We start from the raw sequence: 17,848 nt of genomic DNA on the forward strand, positions 1-17,848 counted from the left end.
GCGGATGCTCTTCAACTCGCTCGTGCGTTTCGCGAATCATGGAGGCATATCACGCCGCTGAAGTTCATCGTCGCGAGTGCTTTGTCCCTCGCCAGGACTGCCTGGTCCGTGTCGAGAAACGCAGTGGCCTGCACGGAAAGAAATTGCAGGGTCTTCAGTCCTATGCTTGCCAGTACGACTGACAGGTACGGCGTGAGAAAATCGGGCTGATTAGCCCGATCACCGCTAAACACACCGCCGGAAGCGATGCCGACAAACACGGGGCGATCCTTGAGCATTCCTACCTTCCCGGCGGGCGTCGACATGAATGTGCGACCGGCGCGAAGGATCTGGTCGATCCACACCTTGAGGACCGACGGAACGGTGAGGTTGTTCATGGGCGTTCCAATGACAGTCACATCGGCCGCCTCGACTTCCTGGATAAGCATCTCGGAAAGCTCCAGCGCGCCCTTCAACGGGGACGCCAAGGTAGCTGGCGACGACAAGGTCGTCGCGTAGTCGGGCGAAGCGTGCGGCAGCGGAGCTGAGGCAAAGTCTCGCCGCGTGATATTCGCGCCGGGTGCAGCCTCAAGAATCTTTCCGACAATCGCCGCTGAAAGCTGGCGACTGTGCGATTCCGGACGTGGACTGCAGTCAATGTGGAGGATATTCATGCTCAAATAAAGTCCAGTACATCGTCCACCGGTCGGCGCGGCTTCTGCGCCCAGTTCCCCGGGCGTTCCGGCCCAATGGACAACAACATGATCGGCACTTCGTCACTACTCAGCCCGAACTGCAGATGCACCGCTTCGGCATCGAATCCGATCATCGGCGTCGAACCCAGGCCCAGCGAGCGGGCCGCATAGATCATGGCCGCTGCGCCGAAGGTGCCGGTACGTACGGCTTCGTCCCGCTGGCGCTGCGGGTACGCCATGTACAAATCACGTGCTGGTATTTCCCATTCCGGCACCATCTTTTCCGGCATCACGCCCGCTGCCACCAACGGTGCGAGGCGATCCGGTATGACACTGGAATTGGCTAGCTGGCCGCAGACAATGAAGGTGACGGCCGCGTCGGTGATTGCTGGCTGGTTCCAGGCGATCGGGCTCAGTCGCGCCTTGGCTTCCGGTGTGCGTACGGCGATAAAGCGCCAGTTCTGCAAGTGGAAGGATGTCGGTGCACTGGTGCCGATACGCACCAGATCGCGGATCTGGTCGTCGCTCAACGTCGCGGCGGGGTCGTAGTACTTCGCAGCGCTTCGGCTCAGGATGCATTCGATGACGGCGTTGGTCATGGTGGTGCCTATGTGTGAAAAAGCAGGTTGTGGAATCGACGGAGAGGGCAGATCTGCCCGCACTCAAGCGTTCACGGACGAATACGGATGATCGTCTTGCCCTTGGGGCGCTCGGCCAGGTTGAAGGCGGCAACTGCGTCGTCGAGCGCCGCGACGTTGCCGATATGCATGCGCAATCGTCCGTCACGTACGCGCTGTACGAGCTGATTCAGTTGGGCACGATCGGACTCGACGACGAAGTCGATCGTCCGGCCATCGACGGGCCGCGCTTCGATCGGGCCGGCGATAGTCACCAGCGTTCCTCCAGTTCGGATCACGCCTACGGACCGTTTCGCGATGTCGCCGCCGAGAACATCGAAAACCAGATCGACACGACCGATATCTTCCAGTGCGTCGTTATCGAGATCGACGAACTCCTGCGCACCGAATTCGAGCGCTGCCTGGCGACTTGCACCGCGCCCGGTGCCGATGACATACGCGCCAGCTTCGCGGGCGAGCTGGACAGCCATCGAGCCGACCACGCCGGCTGCGCCATGCACAAGAACGGTCTGCCCTACACATAGGCGACCGTGTTCGAACAGTCCTTGCCATGAGGTCAGCCCTGGCATCACGAGTGCAGCACCCACCGTAAAGTCAACGTCCCCGGGCAGTGGGGCGAGATTGCGTGCTTCGACAGCGATGTACTCCGCCAGCGTTCCGTCGCGAGTCCAATCCGTGAGGCCGAACACGCGCTGTCCTACCGACAGCCCCGTCGTCCCGTAACCAAGCGCAGTGACCACGCCGGCCAGCTCATGGCCAGGGATGGACGGTGTCCGGTCACGGTCGAGACGATCGGTCCAGGTCGGGGGCCATGTCAGCTCGTCCGCGGTAAATCCCGATGCGTGAACCTGCACGATGACATCGTTTATCGCTGCCTGTGGCTGCGGCCGTTCCACCAGTTTCATTCCGGCCGTTCCCGCAGCCTGATCGGTTACCACGATTGCTTTCATAGACATTGCCTCCCGTCAGGCTGGCCCAGGTGTCAGCACAGCGGATGCCAGCGCAGTTAAAAAAACCTCTTAGAAACGGAGGTGGTCAGTCACGTTGAGAGCGCATGCTGCGTCACTGCAGGTACATTGAGAAGAACCAAAAAGATGATCGGCGGATGTACCATGAGGCATGGGATACGCGCTGCACATCAGGATCGACCGGTCCGCCAAAACCACCTTGGCAGAGCAGATCTGCCGGGGTGTCATTGCATCGATCAGGAGCGGCGTGCTTGGCCCGGGCGCAAGACTGCCGTCGTGGATAACACTGGCTGCGCAATTGGGCGTGGCCAGGGGTACGGTCAAGGCCGCTTATGAGCGCCTCATCGACGAGCAGATCGTCGTCACGTCACGGTCGGGTGGCACCCGGGTGGCCCCGCACCCTGCCGTTGCCGCTCAGGGCATGTCCTCGCAAGAAACAGACACGCCACCCACGCTGTACGACCACTTGCTTGGCGGCCCTGGCCTGTTTCGCATGGGAGTGCCGCCTTCGGCCGGTCTTCCCGCGAGCGTCCTGGCGCGCTTGCGTATGCAGGCTGCGCGGATGGAAGTGGATGCGCCTGCGGTGTATCCGGATCCGCGCGGGGAAGCGGTTCTCCGGCGCGCGATTGCTGCGCATGTTGCGCTCGCGCGTGGTCTCGAGTGCAGTCCATCCCAGATATTCATCACCGCGGGTTTCGCCGGAGCCTTGGGCATGACTTTGCGCGTGCTCGACGCGAAAGGTCGTCGGGCCTGGGTTGAAGACCCCGGTTTCTTTCAGAGCCGCATGGCGCTCGAGTTCGCCGGCCTCGTCCCTGTCGGCGTTCCGGTAGACAACGAAGGCATGGATGTTCGTCGTGGCATCGAGCTATCGCCCGACGCAGCCCTCGCGTTGGTGACGGCGGGACAGCAGGCGCCTCTCGGTGGGACGTTATCGCTCAACCGGCGACACGAGCTGATCGCATGGGCTGCGCGTACGGGAGCGTGGATTATCGAGGATGACTACCTCGGTGAGCTTCAGCTCACGCGGCGGGCCGCTCCGGCATTGGCATCCTTGGATCGCAGCGGGCGTGTGATCCATATCGGATCCTTCAGCAAGACCATAAGCCCTGCGCTCAGGCTTGGTTTCGTCGTGGCTCCGCCAGCACTGGTCGCTCAATTTGCCCAGGCAGCCCTGTACTTTGGATCGGCACCAGGCCCCGCCGTACAACGGGCGACTGCGCAGTTCATGCAGGACGGGCATTACATGAGGCATCTGGGCCGGTTGAAGCGAATCTGTGCTGCGAGAGGCGAGATGCTGAGAACCGTCTTGGGACGGATGGGATATCGCGTGCACATCGGCGGCCTGGCCGTGGTCATGTATCTGCCTAGCGGCGTGTCCGACACGGTGGTATGCCGCAAGGCGCTTGAACTCGGCATGACACCGTCGCCGCTGTCGGCCTGGTTCGTTCCGGGTACAAATGCCGAATCGGGATTGTTGCTTGGCGTTGCCACGGTCAGCGAAGACCAGATTCCAGCCGCCTGCGAACAGCTCGATAAGCTGATCCGTACATCCGCATAGCGTCTGGCAAATCCTGGTACATCGAAGATTGACGTTCTTGGTTCTTTTTTTGCGTCCGAGCCGGTGGAATATTGCCGTCGTATTCGTCGTCGACAGCAATGACATTGCGCTGAGATCAAAACATCTTCGCGTGAAATCGAGTTGCGGTCCGCCAAGCCTTCGAAGTTCACGCGCTAAAGTTCAGGTGCAAGAAGATCGACATGGAACCCTCTCTGCAGATCGGCGACAGGATCACCGACAAATCAACCGTGCCTGATGACAGCGCCGTCCGCCACTGGACCGGGCCGAAAGCGTTCGCGCATTGGACCGAGTTGCGGAACTGGATAGAGGCGTTCTACCCCGGCGTTTTTTCGCCAGATTGGCTCTATGGCGGCAAGACACGCGGTTGGTCGCTGCGCTACAAGAAAACCAGGGCGTTCTGTACGCTCCTGCCGGAATACAGGCGGCTCTCGGTCCTTGTGGTCCTGGGTGGCGCGGAACGAGAAAAGTTCGAGGAGCGGCGTTATGCGTGGCGCCCGCAGTTGGTCAAGCATTACGACGAAGCTCCCGCATACCCTGACGGGAAATGGCTGACGCTTGCGATCTCGTCTGCAGCCGATCGGCATGATGTGACTGAGCTTTTGAGCATGAAGCGCCCGCCAACGTCTCGCCATTAAATATCACGTGTTGGTCGCGTCTCGCTCGCTTTCCATCCGCGGCTGAAAACTTTCTACCTGAAGCGACAACACAGGTTTATTCATCGTGCACCAAGTCGACTGGCTGAGTCATTTTTTGCGAATGATCACCCTCACTGGTCAGTTGGAGGTTCACTGCGTCTACGGTGCACCCTGGCGCGTCGTCTGGCCGCAGTCCGCGATGCATGAGATTCCCTACCACGTCGTTCTCAAGGGTCGGGCCATTGTTGAGGATCCAGAGACAGGAACGACCAGGGAACTGGCGGGTGGAGATATCGTGTTGTTGCCTCACGGTGCGGCACACGTGCTGCACGATGGCAGCGGACATGCGCCGGGTCCCACCCACAGACACCCCAGTTCCGGTGGATGGACGCGGAGCGTAAATGACGGCAAGGGTGAGCGCCTGGATATGTTGTGCGGGCGATTCTTCATCGAACCACCCCACGATCGGCTGATCCGCAATTATCTGCCCAGATCCCTGACGGTACGAGCCACGGACAGCCGTGACGAAGCGGGCGTCATGTCGACGTCCAACCATCTGGCCAGTCTTGTGGGACTGATGCGTCTGGAGTCGGAGGGCGACAAGCCCAGCGGGCAAGTGATCTTCAACTCGCTTAGCTTGGCGCTGTTCACGCTGGCACTTCGTGCGGCCAGCGAATCCGAGCAAGTGCCGGCGGGCTTGTTATCGCTTGCTGGTCATCCACGTCTGGCGCCTGCCATTTCAGCCATGTTCGCCGATCCGGTTCGAGCCTGGACCCTGCCTGATCTGGCTGATTTGTGCAGCATGTCACGCGCGACCTTCATGCGGCATTTTCAAGACAAGCTCGGTCGCTCGGCCATGGAGCTGCTGACCGATATTCGGATGAGCATGGCGGCCAACGAGCTAAAAAAACCTGCGATGACTACCGAGGCCGTGGCTGACACCGTTGGTTACCGATCCGTAGCGGCTTTCCGCCGTGCATTCACCGACAAGATGGGGATGACGCCAGGGCAATGGCGTCGCCTGGCTCGCGGCAGCGAGCAACTCGGCGTGACGGCTTGAATAAAGCAGTGCCAGATGCGCCCTCGTTGTCGTGGTCCTTTCCAGCCTGTTTCTTTTCAGCCTGATCTTATCCAGCCTGATCTTATCCAGCATTTTATTGAGCTGCGGCAGTCTCGAAAACGGTAATGGCCAAGCCTAACGTAGCGACCTATCAAAGCCACCTGATGAAAGGGCCGCAACATGAGCCGTATCGCTATTCCCGCCATCGAGTCCGCCACCGGTGCCACAGCCGATGTCTACGCTCGCGTCAAGAAGATCGCTGGCGGTCGTGTCCCGAACACATATGCAGCGCTTGGCTATCTCGCTCCGTCCTCTTTTGAGGTGTTTCTCGATGCGCACGCCGCTTTGGCACAGGGCAGTCTGAGTCAGCAGGAACTTCAAACCATCAAGTTGTTGGTCAGCGTCATAGCGGGTTGCGATGTCTGCGTAGCCGCCCATAGCTTGCTGGGCAGGATGGCTGGCTTGTCGGTCGATGCCTTGCGAGCCATTCGCACGGGAACCCCTGCAGGTGACGCCAGGCGTGATGCCCTGGTGCGTTTTGTATCGGTCCTGCAGACCAGCAGCGGCTCGATCAGCCAAGGCGAATTCGCGGCCATTCGTGCGGCTGGCTACACCGATACCCAGCTCGCCGAGATCTCGCTAGCCATCGGTCTTATCACTTTCACCAACACCTTCAATCGCATCAACGACACCGACGTCGACTTTCCATCTGTGGAGTGAACCGCGTTGCCGCTTGAGCATCGCATCACGCATCCAGGTTTCGCCCGATTTTCCCAGGCCTTGCATGGCGATAGCTATGCATGGAGCGGAGCCACGCGGGTGCACGAATCCGTCTTCCCATACCGAGAGCAATCATGAGCATCGAAACAAGTAAGACCAACGCCGTCATCGAATGCATTCTAAGCCGCAGTGCTGCGAAGTATTACGATCCTGCCGCCGCGTTGAGCGACGACCAGATCCGCGATCTGGTGCGTATCGGCACCAGTGCACCGACATCCTTCCACTTGCAGAACTGGCGCTTTATCGCCGTACGCACACCGGAAGCCAAGGCGCGACTGAGTCCGATCGCCTGGAATCAGCCGGCGATCACCGACGCGGCCGTCACCTTCATTGTCTGCGGTCAGTTAGCCGATTCCAGTGTCATACCGGATCGCCTGGCGCCATTGGTGGCAGCGGGTGTCATGCCGGCGACGATGGTGCGGGAATGGGAAATCCCCGCGCGAGATCTGTACATGGCGTACCCGCAGCGCCAGCGGGATGAGGCTGTACGTACCGGGACCTTCGGTGCAGCAGCCATGATCTATGCGGCCCGTTCGTTGGGCCTGGGTTCGACGCCGATGATCGGATTCGATGCCGATGCCGTGCATCGCGAATTCGGGCTGGCCGCGAACGAAGTGCCGGTCATGCTGTTGTCGATCGGACCGGAACGCCAGGGCAACTGGGCGCAGAAGCCGCGCCGACCCGTGGCCGAGGTGTTGGATTTCGTATAAGCGCGCCAGGGCGAAGTGATCTCGCCGAGCGAGCCTCCGATTCTGATGGTACGTGCTACCTGAAAACCCGAACCACTTCGCTCCAACGCTTGGCCGCGAAGTAAATCAAGGGAATAGGCCATTGCGGACTTTTCCCTTTTCAGTCAAACAAGCCACTTAAGGAATACTGCGATGACAAGAACCATCCCCCTGACGCTGGACCAGGTGCCAGACGCTTCAAAGCCGATGCTCGAGACGTTCACCAAGAACATCGGTTTTACTCCAAACATGATGGCGGCCTTTGCGCAGAGCCCGATTGCGTTCAATGCATGGGCCAATCTGCTTGGAGCACTGAGCAAGTCGCTTGATGTAAAAACGCGCGACAGCATCGGCCTTGCTGTGTCCGAAGTAAACGGCTGCAACTACTGCCTCACGGTTCACAGCTTCACGGCCGAACACATGGCGAAACTCCCCGCCGATGAAATCATCCTCGCGCGAAAGGGCCGTGCAAGTGATACGAAGCGCGACGCTGCTATCCAATTTGCACGCAAGGTCATCGAAACCCGCGGCCAGGTCAGTGATGCCGATCTGAAAGCCGTCCGTAATGCCGGTTACACGGAAGCGAACATCATCGAGATCGTCGCTCTGGTGGCCATGTACACGCTGACCAATTTTTTCAACAACGTGTTTGATCCGGAGAAAGACTTTCCCGCAGTTGCGCCGGCGGGGACGATTTAAACTCCGAGCGATCGCGTCGACCTTGGAGTGGTAATCGACGCGGTCGCAGTGCCAAAGCCCGGCGGTAACCAGGAAGAACTCTTGGTAACATGACCGGGCTTTGTGTGCGAGCCGACGAACCCGGGAGAAGAAAAATGACGGTGAACCATCCCATCTTTGCGCGCTGGCCGGCGCAGCATCCTGAGCGACTTCAGCTCTTCTCGCTGCCGACACCTAACGGCGTGAAGATCGGCATCATGCTTGAAGAAACGGGCTTGGCTTATGAGCCGCATCGCATCGATATCATGGCGAACGAGAATCGTGACCCTGCCTTCATTGCGCTCAACCCGAATGGCAAGATCCCGGCGATCTACGATCCCGATGGCCCAGGCGGCCGGCCTCTGGCGTTGTTTGAATCAGGAGCGATCCTGATCTACCTGGCGGACAAGACGGGACAGTTCCTGTCCAACGATCTCAGCACCCGGTATGAAACGATCCAGTGGGTGATGTGGCAGATGGGCGGCGTCGGGCCCATGTTCGGTCAGGTCGGTTTCTTCAACAAATTTGCCGGCAAAGCGTATGAAGACAAACGGCCGTTGGAACGCTACGTCACCGAATCGGCACGATTGCTCGGCGTTCTCGATGAACGCCTCGCCGGCCGGGATTGGGTGATGGGGGCGGACTACAGCATCGCCGATATTTCATTGATTGGCTGGGTGCGCAATCTGATTGGTTTTTACGAAGCGCGTGAACTTGTCGGTTTCGACCGTTTTCATCATGTGCAGGCGTGGCTCGATCGTGGGCTCGCGCGCCCGGGAGTACAACGTGGGCTGCTGGTGACGGCGGCCTAGTAGTCACTGAATAAGCGGGTTGAATAGGCGAGTCGGATTGATTTTGCAGGGCCGACGGCCCGTAGACCTCTGAGAATTTGCTCTGACTCGTTTGTTTTTGCGATTGCAGTTTGGCTTCTGTATAGCCAAGCTTCGAAGGTCCGCTTTCGACCCAGAATGGGCACGGCATAGTTACCACGAGGAGACGATGATGCCGACTTCCGAGACTGACAAGGATCGCAAGGCCGTCGTACGCCATCCGGCCAAACGAGCCACCGCAAAAAATAAAGGCGCCACGCCATTGCCTGAAGCGATGACCGGCCGGGCCAGTCCCGCAAAAGCCGCGGACGGCGACAAGCCGGTATTCGCGTACATCGCCAGCCTGCCGCAACCGCAGCGTGAGATCGCCGAACGAGTGGATGCGTTGGCGGCCAAGACGTTGCAGGGGCTTAAGCGCTCTGTCAAATGGGGCATATCGTGGTACGGCGTTGGCGATGGCTGGTGCTTCTGTTGTGGCGCCTTCGCTGGCCACGTCAAGCTGATGTTCGTCAACGGCACGATGCTCGAGCCCCTGCCGCCCGTAACTCCCATCGGCATGGGCAAGGCTACGAGGGGCGTCGAGCCCAAATCATTGAGCGATCTCGACGAGCGCCAGATCGTCGCCTGGATGAAACAGGCCACCGCGGTGCCTGGCGTCGGAAAGAAGCGTTAGTCGTTGAAAATAGACGGGTCCGAAATAAACGGGTCAGATTGATTTTCTGGCCAACTACCCGTCGACCTCAATAAACGGGTCAGATTGATTTTCCAGGACCGACCTCCGTTCGACCTCTGAAAATTCGCTCTGACCCGTTTGTTTTCCTTTTCCGTTTGTTTTCTTGCCAGACCGACCGCAGCCTCGCGCGTTACCCATCGCAACCGCTGGGGTAGAAGGCAGATCAGGCGCGCTGGCCGCCAGACGCTGTGATCCGTTCGCCGGTCACCCAAGCGGAGTCGTCAGAGGCTAGAAACAGAGCGACGCGAGCGATGTCTTCCGGCATGCCTGGGCGACCGAACGGGATGGTGGCGACGACAGCTTCGACGGCTTCCTGCGGCCAACCCAGCGCTGCGATGCCTTCGGTGATAGTGGCACCCGGTGCGATGCTGTTGACGCGAATCTTCTTCGGCGCGAGCTCCACCGAGGTCACGCGCGTGACAGAGTCGACAGCACTCTTGGATGCAGCGTAGATGACCGAATTGGGCATGTAGCCGATGCTCGCGATGGAACTGATGTTGATGATGCTGCCGCCATTCGGACCGAAGTGCTTCGCTGCCTCCTGTGTCGCAGTGATGAGGCCGAGCACGTTGGTGTTGAACTCACGATGGAATTCCTGCTCCGTCGCGTCCTGCAAGGGGCTGAAGGCGAAAACACCCGCATTGTTTACCAGGATGTCCAGCGTGCCGAAGGCGCGCTTCGACTCTTCGAACAATCGCTGGATATCGGCGGTCTTGGAGAAGTCGGCGTGGATGGCTACGGCCTTGCCGCCGGAATTCTTGATCTCGGCGACCAACGCGTTCGCGGCGTCTTTGCTGGTCGAGTAGTTCACAACGACCGATGCGCCGGACTTGGCGAACAACTTGGCGATTCCGGCACCGATACCTTTCGATGCGCCTGTAACAATGGCGACCTTGCCAGTAAGTGAAGTCATGGATTTGTGTCCCGGTTTGATGGCGCCTCATTGGCGTCTGGATGAACTGTCGTCGATCGATGGGGGCGTGAGTAGGCGCGTCGACGACTAAGACTTATTCGTCAGATGAATGCCTTCCCGCGCTCAAACTGGGCGAACATGTCCAACAGAGGGCCGTCGACGAAATGGATGAATCGTCCACATCCGAGCAGGTCCTATCCCCACGGATTCGCAGAACCGTGACCTTCATTTCAAGAGAAGCATTCCATGACCAAATATGCGTTGTTTGTCCGTCTCGAAGCCAAGCCCGGCCAAGAGGCCGCCGTTGCCGCCTTTCTAGCCAGCGCACTGCCGCTTGCCAATGCAGAGCTGGGCACCATCGTCTGGTTTGCGTTGCAGTTTGGCCCTTCGACATTTGGCGTTTTCGACGCCTTCGCTGACGAAGAAGGTCGCCAGGCCCATCTGCGAGGCCCGATCGCGGCTGCGTTGATGGCTAACGCGGCTGACTTGCTCAGCGCACCGCCGAGCATCGAGCAGATCGATCTGCTTGCTGCCAAACTGCCGGGCTAGCGGACGGTGCGCCACATTGATGCGAACAGCTAACTGACGTGTGGATGCATTCGCGGCATGCATCGATCGAAATGCTACGGGTGCGTGACGCAAAGCTCGAAGCTTAGCGACGAAGTTCCGCGATCAGATACTCGACGAGCGCGCGTGCCGAAGGCTTCGGTCGTCGGCCTGGCGTGAACATGCCGTGGGCTTCAACCTCGCCCATCTTCCAGTCGGGAAAAAGCTGAATCAACGCGCCGCTGGCGAGTTCGGCGCGGCAGCCCCATAGCGATGTATTTACAACGCCGATTCCCGCGACGGCAGCGGCTACCGCGGCCTCGTTATAGGACACGGTCAGACGAGGATTGATGCGTGCCGACACGCTTTGGCCATCCTTCTGGAAGGACCATGTCCCGGAGCTGGTCCCCGCAGGCCCGACGATAGCTGCATGGTCGGCCAGGTCGGCAGGTACTTCGGGCGCACCATGCGTTTCCAGATAACTCGGCGACGCCGCAATCAATCGCGGCGTCCGACCGATGATGCGAGCGGTGGCGCTTGAATCGTCCAGGTCACCGAGTCGGAGTGCGACATCGGCACCTTCCTTGATGGTGTCTTGCCGTTGATCGCTCATCAACAGGCTGACGTTTAGCGAAGGGTGGCGCGTAAGAAAGCCCGGCATCAAGGGAATGATTTCGCGCACACCAAAGCTTGCAGGCATGGCAACGCGCAATGACCCGCGTAGCTCCTGCGATCCACGCGCAGAGTGATCGGCTTCCTCGAGCGACGACAGGATCGCTTCGACACGAGTCAGATAGTCGTTGCCGGCGTCGGTCAGCGTGACTGCGCGCGTCGTGCGGGTGACCAAAGCCGCGCCAACGTCTTCCTCCAGCGCCGCGATGATCCGCGATACTGACGGTTGTGAAACATCAAGCTCCCGCGCCGCCGCGGAAAAGCTTCCGGTGCGGGCAACGCGCACGAAAAGTCGGAGCGCCTGTAGCTTGTCGTTCATTGGCGAAGTGTGTCTTAGACCGGGCGACGGCGGCAAGCGGCTCGCTCAGTACGTGGACAAGCTGATTTTCCTGGGCCGCCGGCCCGTGATCCTATAAAGAGTTTGCTCTGACCTTTTCGTTTTCTTGCCGGACGGTCCACTGGCTCACGCGCTACCCAAACTCGGGCCCATGGCTCCATAGTTCGCTCCACGGTTTGCGCATGGGGCCACAAACAAAGATGTCGGGATGATCCCGGCTTTCTTCATTGACGACGCCCCACGCATTACCCGAGTGCCCGGCCAGGCGGCAATCGGTGAAGAGTTCATCGGCGCGTTCGCGTGAACTTCCCAGCACGATCACGGTGTGTGGCGGTGTTTGTGGATAGCCACGCAGCCAACCGGAATTCACCGCTGTGATCGGCGATGGCAGGCGATAGGCTTTCCCGAGCAGGGCGATAGCGCCTTGCTCGCCGTAATTACCTACCACGATGCCCAGATCGGCCTGCTGTTCGGCGGGAAGGGCATCGCGAATGGTGGCAACGTGCGTGACGAGCTCGTTCCAACCGACCTTCTCACGCAGGTCGTTGTTTCTCTTCAACGCGAAGTCCCGTAGCGGACCGCTTGATGTGATCGGCATGATGATCAGCGCCGCGTAGATGCCGATAGCTACAACACTACTGAACAGCAATGCCGCTGTCCCGACCCGCCATGCAGGACGCAAGGTGCTCAGCCATCGTTCTGTGATCACTGAACCCATCGCCAGCAGCATGGGGTATGCCGCGCTGACATAGTAAAAGCGGCCTTGCAAAAGCATGAACAACAGCAGCGGGACGACGTACATCCAGGCAAGCATCCGGTAACGTCGTGCTCGCAAATAACCCACCAGGCCCGCGATCCACACCGGTGCCGCAAACAGATTGGCATTGATGAGGAACTGATCGCGCAGGAAGCCGTCCGCACGTCCTTCATTGACGTCGCGGGCGTGGATACCCTGCAGGAACCGATAGGAAATGAAGTCGTGCCTCACGAGCCAGACGAGGTTCGGAGCAAACACGAGTAGCGCGACAGCGCCGCCGGCCCAGAACCAACGGTTCATGAGGTATCGCCGTGCATCGGTCAGAAGCACGCCCACCAACACGCCCAGCAGCTCGAACGCTATCGAGTACTTGGTCTGCAGTCCAAGCCCGGCAAACAGGCCGATCGCTACCCACCAGCGCGGGTCGTCGTCGCGCAGCAGGCGGATCGCACTCCAGGCGATAAGCACCCACCACAACATGTCGAACGAGGAGTACTGGAACATGGTGGCATTGCCCATGGGCGCGGGCGACAGCCCAACGGCGATCGCCGCGAAGATCTGGGCCAGACGACCGCCACCCAGGTCGCGCGCCATAAGGCCGCTGGCCAGAATCACCACGGTTTGGGCCAGCACCGAGAACAGCCTCAGCCACACCAGCGACAGGCCAAAGATCTCCAGCCCCACATGCTCCAACGCTGCAGTCAGCGGCGGGTAGGGTACGAAGCCCCAATCCAGATGCTGCGCATCGCTCAGGAATTGCAGCTCATCCCGGTGAAAGCCGTATTGCCCGTTAGTCAGCATGTGGGCCACGCCAAACAGCACGGCAATGACGAGCACTGGTGCCGTACTCCCGTGCTGGCGAGGAGTGGTCGCCGGCGGTTGTGGCAAGTCGTGGCTGTGCACGTTCGGGTTCCCCTGGAGTCGTTGACTCCCCATACTCCCCGGTCAGCCACTGTCGGGCTAGATGCATTGGGACGGATTGGCTCGTTTCAGGGACGAAAGGTGGGCTGATCAGGCAGGCGGTACTTCGAGCTGAGAGTTGCCTTAAGGAACCTGGCGGGTGGGGCGGAACACGATCTCGTTGACGTCCATGTCTTCGGGCTGGGCAATGGCGAAGGCCAGGGCACGAGCAAACGAATCGGCGGGGATGGCAACGGACTGATAGAAATCGTCCAGGCGCGCTTTCATATCCGCTTCCGAGGAGCTGCCAGGAAGCTCGCTGTCGACAGCGCCCGGCGAAATGACCGTGGTGCGAATGTTCCAGTGCTTGACCTCCTGTCGCAGGCCTTCGGACAACGCCCGTACCGCATGCTTGGTCGCGCTGTAGACGGCGCCATTGAGCATGATCTTGTGGCCGGCGGTAGACGACACATTCACGATTTGCCCAGACATCTGGCGTTGCATGTGGGGCAGCGCTGCCGCGATGCCATACAACACGCCCTTCAGATTGACGTCGATCGTCTGATCCCACTCTTCGACCCTCAGTCGCTCCAACGGCGACTGGGGCATGATCCCAGCGTTGTTGACCATGACGTCAACGCGTCCGAAGGTCTCTACGGCAGCGTCGACAAGCCGCTTCACGTCGCTGCGCACAGTGACGTTGGTTGCGACGGCCAGTGCACGCTGCCCCGAGCCGTTCAATTCATCGGCCAGTAGCTGCAGGCGATCGATACGCCGCGCGCCCAATACGACACGCGCACCCTGTGCGCCCAGCAGGCGCGCGGCCGCCAAACCGAGTCCGCTGCTCGCACCGGTGATGACGATGACCTTGTCGTTGATGTTGTCGCTCATAACGCTTTCCTGTGATGGACTGGCGCCCACTTTAGGTGGCGATTTATCAACCCGGTAGCAGCTTTGAAGTTGATTCAGTAGCAACCTTGGATTGATACTGATGCTTGCAGACTCTCAATGAGGAGCGGCCGATGCCCATCCATGACATTCGCGCGATTGACCTGTTCACCAAGGCGGTAGAACTGGGCAGTATCCGGCGCGCGGCGGCGGTTCAGGGCGTGAGCGCCCAAGCGGCGAGCAAGGCGCTGGCGATGCTGGAGCAACGACTGGGTGTGCGGCTGTTGCATCGCACGACGCGCAGCATCGCGCTGACCTTTGAGGGGCAGCAGTTTCTGGAGGGCGCCCAACCCGCGCTGGCGGCGTTGGAGCGAGCCATCGATGGTGTTCGCACGGCCAAGGACGAGATCGCCGGGCCTTTGCGCATCGTCGCTCCGCGATACGCCTTTGGGCGATTGCTCTGGCCGCTGGTCGACGAGTTCTGCCGTCTCCATCCGAAGATCGAGCCGCACCTTAAACTCGACGACCGCATCGGCGAATGGGTGAACGATCGCGCCGACATCGGTTTTCGCATTGGGTCGGCGCCGGAGGATGGCGTTGCCGCTCGTCGCCTCTCCAGCATGCAGCTGATCGTTTGCGCGGCACCTGCGTATATCGCGACCTATGGTGTGCCAGATTCGATCGAGCAGTTGACCTCGCATCGATGCAGCGTGCTGCGGCATTCGGCGACGGGGCGCGTGCTGCCCTGGCTCTTGAAGAAGGATGGCGAAGTGATTTCCGTCGATCTCCCGCCCTCACTATCGACGAACGACGCCGGTCTGGAGGTCGATGCCGTGCTGTCCGGCCATGTGATCGGTCTGTTGTCGAGTCTCTCGGTCGCACCGCTGATTCGCTCGGGGCAGCTTGTGCCATTGCTGACGGAGCACATCGCCGACCACATGGGCATGTATGTTTACTACGGAAGCCGGGCGGCGCAGCCTTCACGCGTCCGCTCGTTCATCGACCTCGCTGTGGAACGGTTGGGGCAATCGTCAGAATATGTGCTCGATGCCCGCGAGCTGGCCATGGCGCAAGCCAAGGGGTGTCGGAAGACGCGCCGCGGGTCGAGGCGGCGCTAGTTGATCGGCAAGTCGGATCGCGGGTTGGGTTGGTTTTCCTGGATGGCAAGCATGTCGCTTTCGGGAAAATTGTTCTGATCCATTTGTTCGCGTTTAGGTAAAAATTATGGTGGCAATGCACCAAATGACAATTAGCGCCGGAGCTATTGCGTCAGAGATGCAGACGATGTTAAGTAATCGCCTGCTTTTTTTATCCAAGGCAATCGAGTTTATTTTAAGCTCACTCAGATATTTGTACCCTGGTGTAAACATCATTGGACGACCTAATTTCTTAAATAGATCACCGTGAAGGCTTCTAATGTAGGCGATTAGGCGATGTCTGAGGAAAATATTCCAGATAGAGAACCCTATCATAAAGATCCATGACCACATCCAGATATTTTCTTTCATTTGCATATCCGCTTGCGGTGATCAATAACTATCGCCCGATTAATTATCGACTTTCCAACCCCGCCTGTGGTCCCGAAGAGGCTTTGATAACCTTGGATGCGATCCAATCGAAATTTCCACAGCTATCTCTCGTAGCCGACCAACCTAACATTCGCTGAATTTCGACTTTTTCATGTAGAAATCTTTGAATGGAACTCTACTTCTAATTGGATCGAATCAGCGAGGACGCCTCAACAGTGCGCGACGTGTTTATTTATCACAATAGTACCTGCCATTTTTTTCCTTAGACCAACCCACATGTATAGAATACAATCTCTTAAAAGAATCCACCTGGGTATCAAGCTTCAAATTTATCCCATCGCGGCAAAATTCCAAACCATTCTCGCGGCCGTTAAATCTGTCGGCCTCTACATACATCCATCCACTTCTTGAAAGCATATTTTTATAGAAGTAAATGATGTCAGGCTTAGTCGCCACGTAGTCAAACATTTGCGTAATGACAATATTGCCACCCCTATTCATTAGGTAAGAGTCGCCATCCCTCTTCGATCCTTGGGGCATGTCTAGTTCTTCGGCAACTTTTTTCATCAAGATGACAGGGGCGCCCACTGTGCGATCACTATCAATTCTATCGGAGATAAAATAGAAGGCGATAACAAATGCGCCGGAAAATGCCCACCAAAGTATGTTAACTATGTTCGTACTTGAGATCATATGCAGTCTCTTCCGGACTTTTGAGCTTCTCCGGAAGCGCCCCCATAACCCACCCCTCCTTCTATGGCTACTCCCGCCGGACTCCACACTAGTCCACCTCCAACAAAACGATAATAACTTGCTGAGGCTGAGATTCCATCTAGAAATTCATCAATAGAATTTTCGTTTACGTTGGCGCTCAATATCTTTCCAGCAGCCAAAGACAATCCCCAGTTTGGCTTCTTTGAGGGCCGTGGGTCCGCCAGGCTGAGCCCTCCTCCGCCATAAACTTCTCCATTCCTAAGATTGACCGCATAGTTAAAAGCAAATAATGGCGGAATGCTTAAGTTTAGAGCCACATAATCAGGCCCATAAGCAACACCAATGTCTTTACAACCCTGAACTGTCATTCCCACACAAAGGCTTGTATCTGCTATTAATCCTATGGGATCAAAGTAGTTAACGGGATTTGCATTGACGTAGCTATAGGTATTTGGCCCAGCCCCCAACCCCAACGGGTCGCTGGTGATATACCGACCAATCCGGGCGTCGTAGTAGCGATGTACGTTGTAATGCAGCCCGGTCTCCGCATCAAAGTACTGCCCAGGAAACCGCAGATTGAACGTATAGCCCGACGCCTGCGGGGCATGCTCACCAAACGGATCGCCCGCGAGCTTCCAGGCCCAGATCGTCTCGCGCGCGCCATCCGTAACGGCGCGCGGCGTGCCCAGATGATCAGCGTGGATATAGTGCACCGCATCGCTTCCGGCTCCATGCTCGATCACCGCGATCGGGATATCGCCCAGCCACACATAATCGCGCGCGTCATCGCCCATCTCTGCGAGCAGTTGACTCGCACCGTCGTAGATAAAGCGCTGACGCGTCGGCACCGGCAGGCGTACCTGCTTGCCGATCCGCTCACCCCGGCCGTTGTAGGTGTACTGCGCCACCGGCTGGCCGTTGCGCACCACCGTGGTCAGTTGCCCCTCGGCGTCGTAGCTGTACTGAAAGGCATCACCCGCTTGCGTGGCGATAGTGTTGCCACTGGCATCGACACGTCGTGTGCCGTCACCGGCGGCGATCAAACGATGCGTACCGTCCTGATATCGGTAGGCCTCCGTCGCCTGATCCTCGCCGGTCTTGCTCAGACGATCGCCGGTCCCGTTGTAGCTCAACTGCTGACGGGTGCGTCCGGCCGGATCGATCACATCGACCAGTCGGCCCAGGCCGTCGTAGGCGTAGCGGTGACGCTGCCCGGCTTCGGTGATGGCGGTGACCTGGCCGGCGGCGTC

19 protein-coding genes are annotated in these 17,848 nt (G+C 58.9%); 10 read left to right on the forward strand and 9 right to left on the reverse strand.

What is annotated here, in order from left to right; translation table 11 throughout:
• Positions 1 to 11: 11 nt before the first annotated feature.
• The 3 genes from ACZ6WW_RS18600 to ACZ6WW_RS18610 all read right to left on the reverse strand — a co-directional run bounded on the left by ACZ6WW_RS18600 (position 12) and on the right by ACZ6WW_RS18610 (position 2,262).
• A complete protein-coding gene (locus ACZ6WW_RS18600; protein ID WP_465275505.1) occupies positions 12 to 653 on the reverse strand; it encodes an FMN-dependent NADH-azoreductase in 642 nt (213 codons plus the stop codon).
• Between the two features lie 2 nt (positions 654 to 655).
• Positions 656 to 1,273 carry a nitroreductase family protein gene (locus ACZ6WW_RS18605; protein ID WP_465275506.1) on the reverse strand — a complete coding sequence of 206 codons (618 nt, stop codon included), beginning with the start codon at positions 1,271 to 1,273 and terminating at the stop codon, positions 656 to 658.
• Between the two features lie 71 nt (positions 1,274 to 1,344).
• The gene (locus tag ACZ6WW_RS18610; RefSeq protein ID WP_465275507.1) at positions 1,345 to 2,262 is read right to left on the reverse strand and encodes an NADP-dependent oxidoreductase; all 918 of its coding nucleotides are present in this window, start codon (positions 2,260 to 2,262) and stop codon (positions 1,345 to 1,347) included.
• A 169-nt stretch (positions 2,263 to 2,431) separates the two neighbouring features.
• On the opposite strand from ACZ6WW_RS18610, the gene pdxR reads away from it, so the two are divergent.
• The 8 genes from pdxR (at position 2,432) to ACZ6WW_RS18650 (ending at position 9,282) form a co-directional block, all read left to right on the forward strand.
• Entirely contained in the window at positions 2,432 to 3,838 is a 1,407-nt protein-coding gene (gene pdxR / locus ACZ6WW_RS18615; protein ID WP_465275508.1) for a MocR-like pyridoxine biosynthesis transcription factor PdxR, read from the forward strand.
• 200 nt (positions 3,839 to 4,038) lie between these two features.
• A complete protein-coding gene (locus ACZ6WW_RS18620) occupies positions 4,039 to 4,494 on the forward strand; it encodes a DUF3788 domain-containing protein (protein ID WP_465275509.1) in 456 nt (151 codons plus the stop codon).
• Positions 4,495 to 4,579: 85 nt separating this feature from the next.
• Entirely contained in the window at positions 4,580 to 5,554 is a 975-nt protein-coding gene (locus ACZ6WW_RS18625) for an AraC family transcriptional regulator (protein WP_465275510.1), read from the forward strand.
• Between the two features lie 180 nt (positions 5,555 to 5,734).
• Complete coding sequence (locus ACZ6WW_RS18630) at positions 5,735 to 6,274, forward strand: carboxymuconolactone decarboxylase family protein (RefSeq protein WP_465275511.1); 540 nt, start codon at positions 5,735 to 5,737, stop codon at positions 6,272 to 6,274.
• 134 nt (positions 6,275 to 6,408) lie between these two features.
• Entirely contained in the window at positions 6,409 to 7,044 is a 636-nt protein-coding gene (locus ACZ6WW_RS18635; protein WP_465275512.1) for a nitroreductase family protein, read from the forward strand.
• Between the two features lie 171 nt (positions 7,045 to 7,215).
• On the forward strand, positions 7,216 to 7,761 hold the full coding sequence (locus ACZ6WW_RS18640; protein ID WP_465275513.1) for a carboxymuconolactone decarboxylase family protein: 546 nt from the start codon (positions 7,216 to 7,218) through the stop codon (positions 7,759 to 7,761).
• 134 nt (positions 7,762 to 7,895) lie between these two features.
• On the forward strand, positions 7,896 to 8,591 hold the full coding sequence (locus tag ACZ6WW_RS18645) for a glutathione S-transferase N-terminal domain-containing protein (RefSeq protein ID WP_465275514.1): 696 nt from the start codon (positions 7,896 to 7,898) through the stop codon (positions 8,589 to 8,591).
• A gap of 190 nt (positions 8,592 to 8,781) precedes the next feature.
• On the forward strand, positions 8,782 to 9,282 hold the full coding sequence (locus ACZ6WW_RS18650; protein ID WP_465275515.1) for a DUF1801 domain-containing protein: 501 nt from the start codon (positions 8,782 to 8,784) through the stop codon (positions 9,280 to 9,282).
• Between the two features lie 223 nt (positions 9,283 to 9,505).
• Here ACZ6WW_RS18650 and ACZ6WW_RS18655 read toward each other — a convergent pair whose 3' ends face one another.
• Complete coding sequence (locus tag ACZ6WW_RS18655; RefSeq protein WP_465275516.1) at positions 9,506 to 10,255, reverse strand: SDR family NAD(P)-dependent oxidoreductase; 750 nt, start codon at positions 10,253 to 10,255, stop codon at positions 9,506 to 9,508.
• Positions 10,256 to 10,501: 246 nt separating this feature from the next.
• On the opposite strand from ACZ6WW_RS18655, the gene ACZ6WW_RS18660 reads away from it, so the two are divergent.
• On the forward strand, positions 10,502 to 10,804 hold the full coding sequence (locus ACZ6WW_RS18660) for a putative quinol monooxygenase (RefSeq protein ID WP_465275517.1): 303 nt from the start codon (positions 10,502 to 10,504) through the stop codon (positions 10,802 to 10,804).
• Between the two features lie 103 nt (positions 10,805 to 10,907).
• On the opposite strand, the gene ACZ6WW_RS18665 is transcribed toward ACZ6WW_RS18660, so the two are convergent.
• From ACZ6WW_RS18665 to ACZ6WW_RS18675, 3 genes are all read right to left on the reverse strand, one after another.
• Positions 10,908 to 11,792: a LysR family transcriptional regulator gene (locus ACZ6WW_RS18665; RefSeq protein ID WP_465275518.1), complete on the reverse strand. Its 885-nt coding sequence runs from the start codon at positions 11,790 to 11,792 to the stop codon at positions 10,908 to 10,910.
• A gap of 151 nt (positions 11,793 to 11,943) precedes the next feature.
• The gene (locus tag ACZ6WW_RS18670; RefSeq protein WP_465275519.1) at positions 11,944 to 13,470 is read right to left on the reverse strand and encodes a glycosyltransferase family 39 protein; all 1,527 of its coding nucleotides are present in this window, start codon (positions 13,468 to 13,470) and stop codon (positions 11,944 to 11,946) included.
• Between the two features lie 141 nt (positions 13,471 to 13,611).
• Positions 13,612 to 14,358, reverse strand: coding sequence for an SDR family oxidoreductase (locus tag ACZ6WW_RS18675; RefSeq protein ID WP_465275520.1), 747 nt, complete (start codon positions 14,356 to 14,358; stop codon positions 13,612 to 13,614).
• Positions 14,359 to 14,489: 131 nt separating this feature from the next.
• Here ACZ6WW_RS18675 and ACZ6WW_RS18680 point away from each other — a divergent pair, with 131 nt between their 5' ends.
• A complete protein-coding gene (locus ACZ6WW_RS18680) occupies positions 14,490 to 15,473 on the forward strand; it encodes a LysR family transcriptional regulator (protein WP_465275521.1) in 984 nt (327 codons plus the stop codon).
• A gap of 639 nt (positions 15,474 to 16,112) precedes the next feature.
• Here ACZ6WW_RS18680 and ACZ6WW_RS18685 read toward each other — a convergent pair.
• Entirely contained in the window at positions 16,113 to 16,577 is a 465-nt protein-coding gene (locus tag ACZ6WW_RS18685; RefSeq protein WP_465275522.1) for a hypothetical protein, read from the reverse strand.
• On the reverse strand, positions 16,574 to 17,848 hold a 1,275-nt coding region (locus tag ACZ6WW_RS18690; protein ID WP_465275523.1), incomplete at its 5' end, for an RHS repeat-associated core domain-containing protein. The genes ACZ6WW_RS18685 and ACZ6WW_RS18690, both read right to left, overlap by 4 nt.

This window comes from Dyella sp. NPDC103356, assembly GCF_055584465.1.

Bases quoted from the DNA above. Each gene is read 5' to 3' on its own strand.
- ACZ6WW_RS18685 (WP_465275522.1), bottom strand. From the start codon at position 16,577: ATGATCTCAAGTACGAACATAGTTAACATACTTTGGTGGGCATTTTCC.
- ACZ6WW_RS18630 (WP_465275511.1), top strand. From the start codon at position 5,735: ATGAGCCGTATCGCTATTCCCGCCATCGAGTCCGCCACCGGTGCCACA.
- ACZ6WW_RS18675 (WP_465275520.1), bottom strand. From the start codon at position 14,358: ATGAGCGACAACATCAACGACAAGGTCATCGTCATCACCGGTGCGAGC.
- ACZ6WW_RS18660 (WP_465275517.1), top strand. From the start codon at position 10,502: ATGACCAAATATGCGTTGTTTGTCCGTCTCGAAGCCAAGCCCGGCCAA.
- ACZ6WW_RS18655 (WP_465275516.1), bottom strand. From the start codon at position 10,255: ATGACTTCACTTACTGGCAAGGTCGCCATTGTTACAGGCGCATCGAAA.
- ACZ6WW_RS18650 (WP_465275515.1), top strand. From the start codon at position 8,782: ATGCCGACTTCCGAGACTGACAAGGATCGCAAGGCCGTCGTACGCCAT.
- ACZ6WW_RS18610 (WP_465275507.1), bottom strand. From the start codon at position 2,262: ATGAAAGCAATCGTGGTAACCGATCAGGCTGCGGGAACGGCCGGAATG.
- pdxR (WP_465275508.1), top strand. From the start codon at position 2,432: ATGGGATACGCGCTGCACATCAGGATCGACCGGTCCGCCAAAACCACC.
- ACZ6WW_RS18600 (WP_465275505.1), bottom strand. From the start codon at position 653: ATGAATATCCTCCACATTGACTGCAGTCCACGTCCGGAATCGCACAGT.
- ACZ6WW_RS18665 (WP_465275518.1), bottom strand. From the start codon at position 11,792: ATGAACGACAAGCTACAGGCGCTCCGACTTTTCGTGCGCGTTGCCCGC.
- ACZ6WW_RS18680 (WP_465275521.1), top strand. From the start codon at position 14,490: ATGCCCATCCATGACATTCGCGCGATTGACCTGTTCACCAAGGCGGTA.
- ACZ6WW_RS18635 (WP_465275512.1), top strand. From the start codon at position 6,409: ATGAGCATCGAAACAAGTAAGACCAACGCCGTCATCGAATGCATTCTA.
- ACZ6WW_RS18640 (WP_465275513.1), top strand. From the start codon at position 7,216: ATGACAAGAACCATCCCCCTGACGCTGGACCAGGTGCCAGACGCTTCA.
- ACZ6WW_RS18645 (WP_465275514.1), top strand. From the start codon at position 7,896: ATGACGGTGAACCATCCCATCTTTGCGCGCTGGCCGGCGCAGCATCCT.
- ACZ6WW_RS18620 (WP_465275509.1), top strand. From the start codon at position 4,039: ATGGAACCCTCTCTGCAGATCGGCGACAGGATCACCGACAAATCAACC.
- ACZ6WW_RS18605 (WP_465275506.1), bottom strand. From the start codon at position 1,273: ATGACCAACGCCGTCATCGAATGCATCCTGAGCCGAAGCGCTGCGAAG.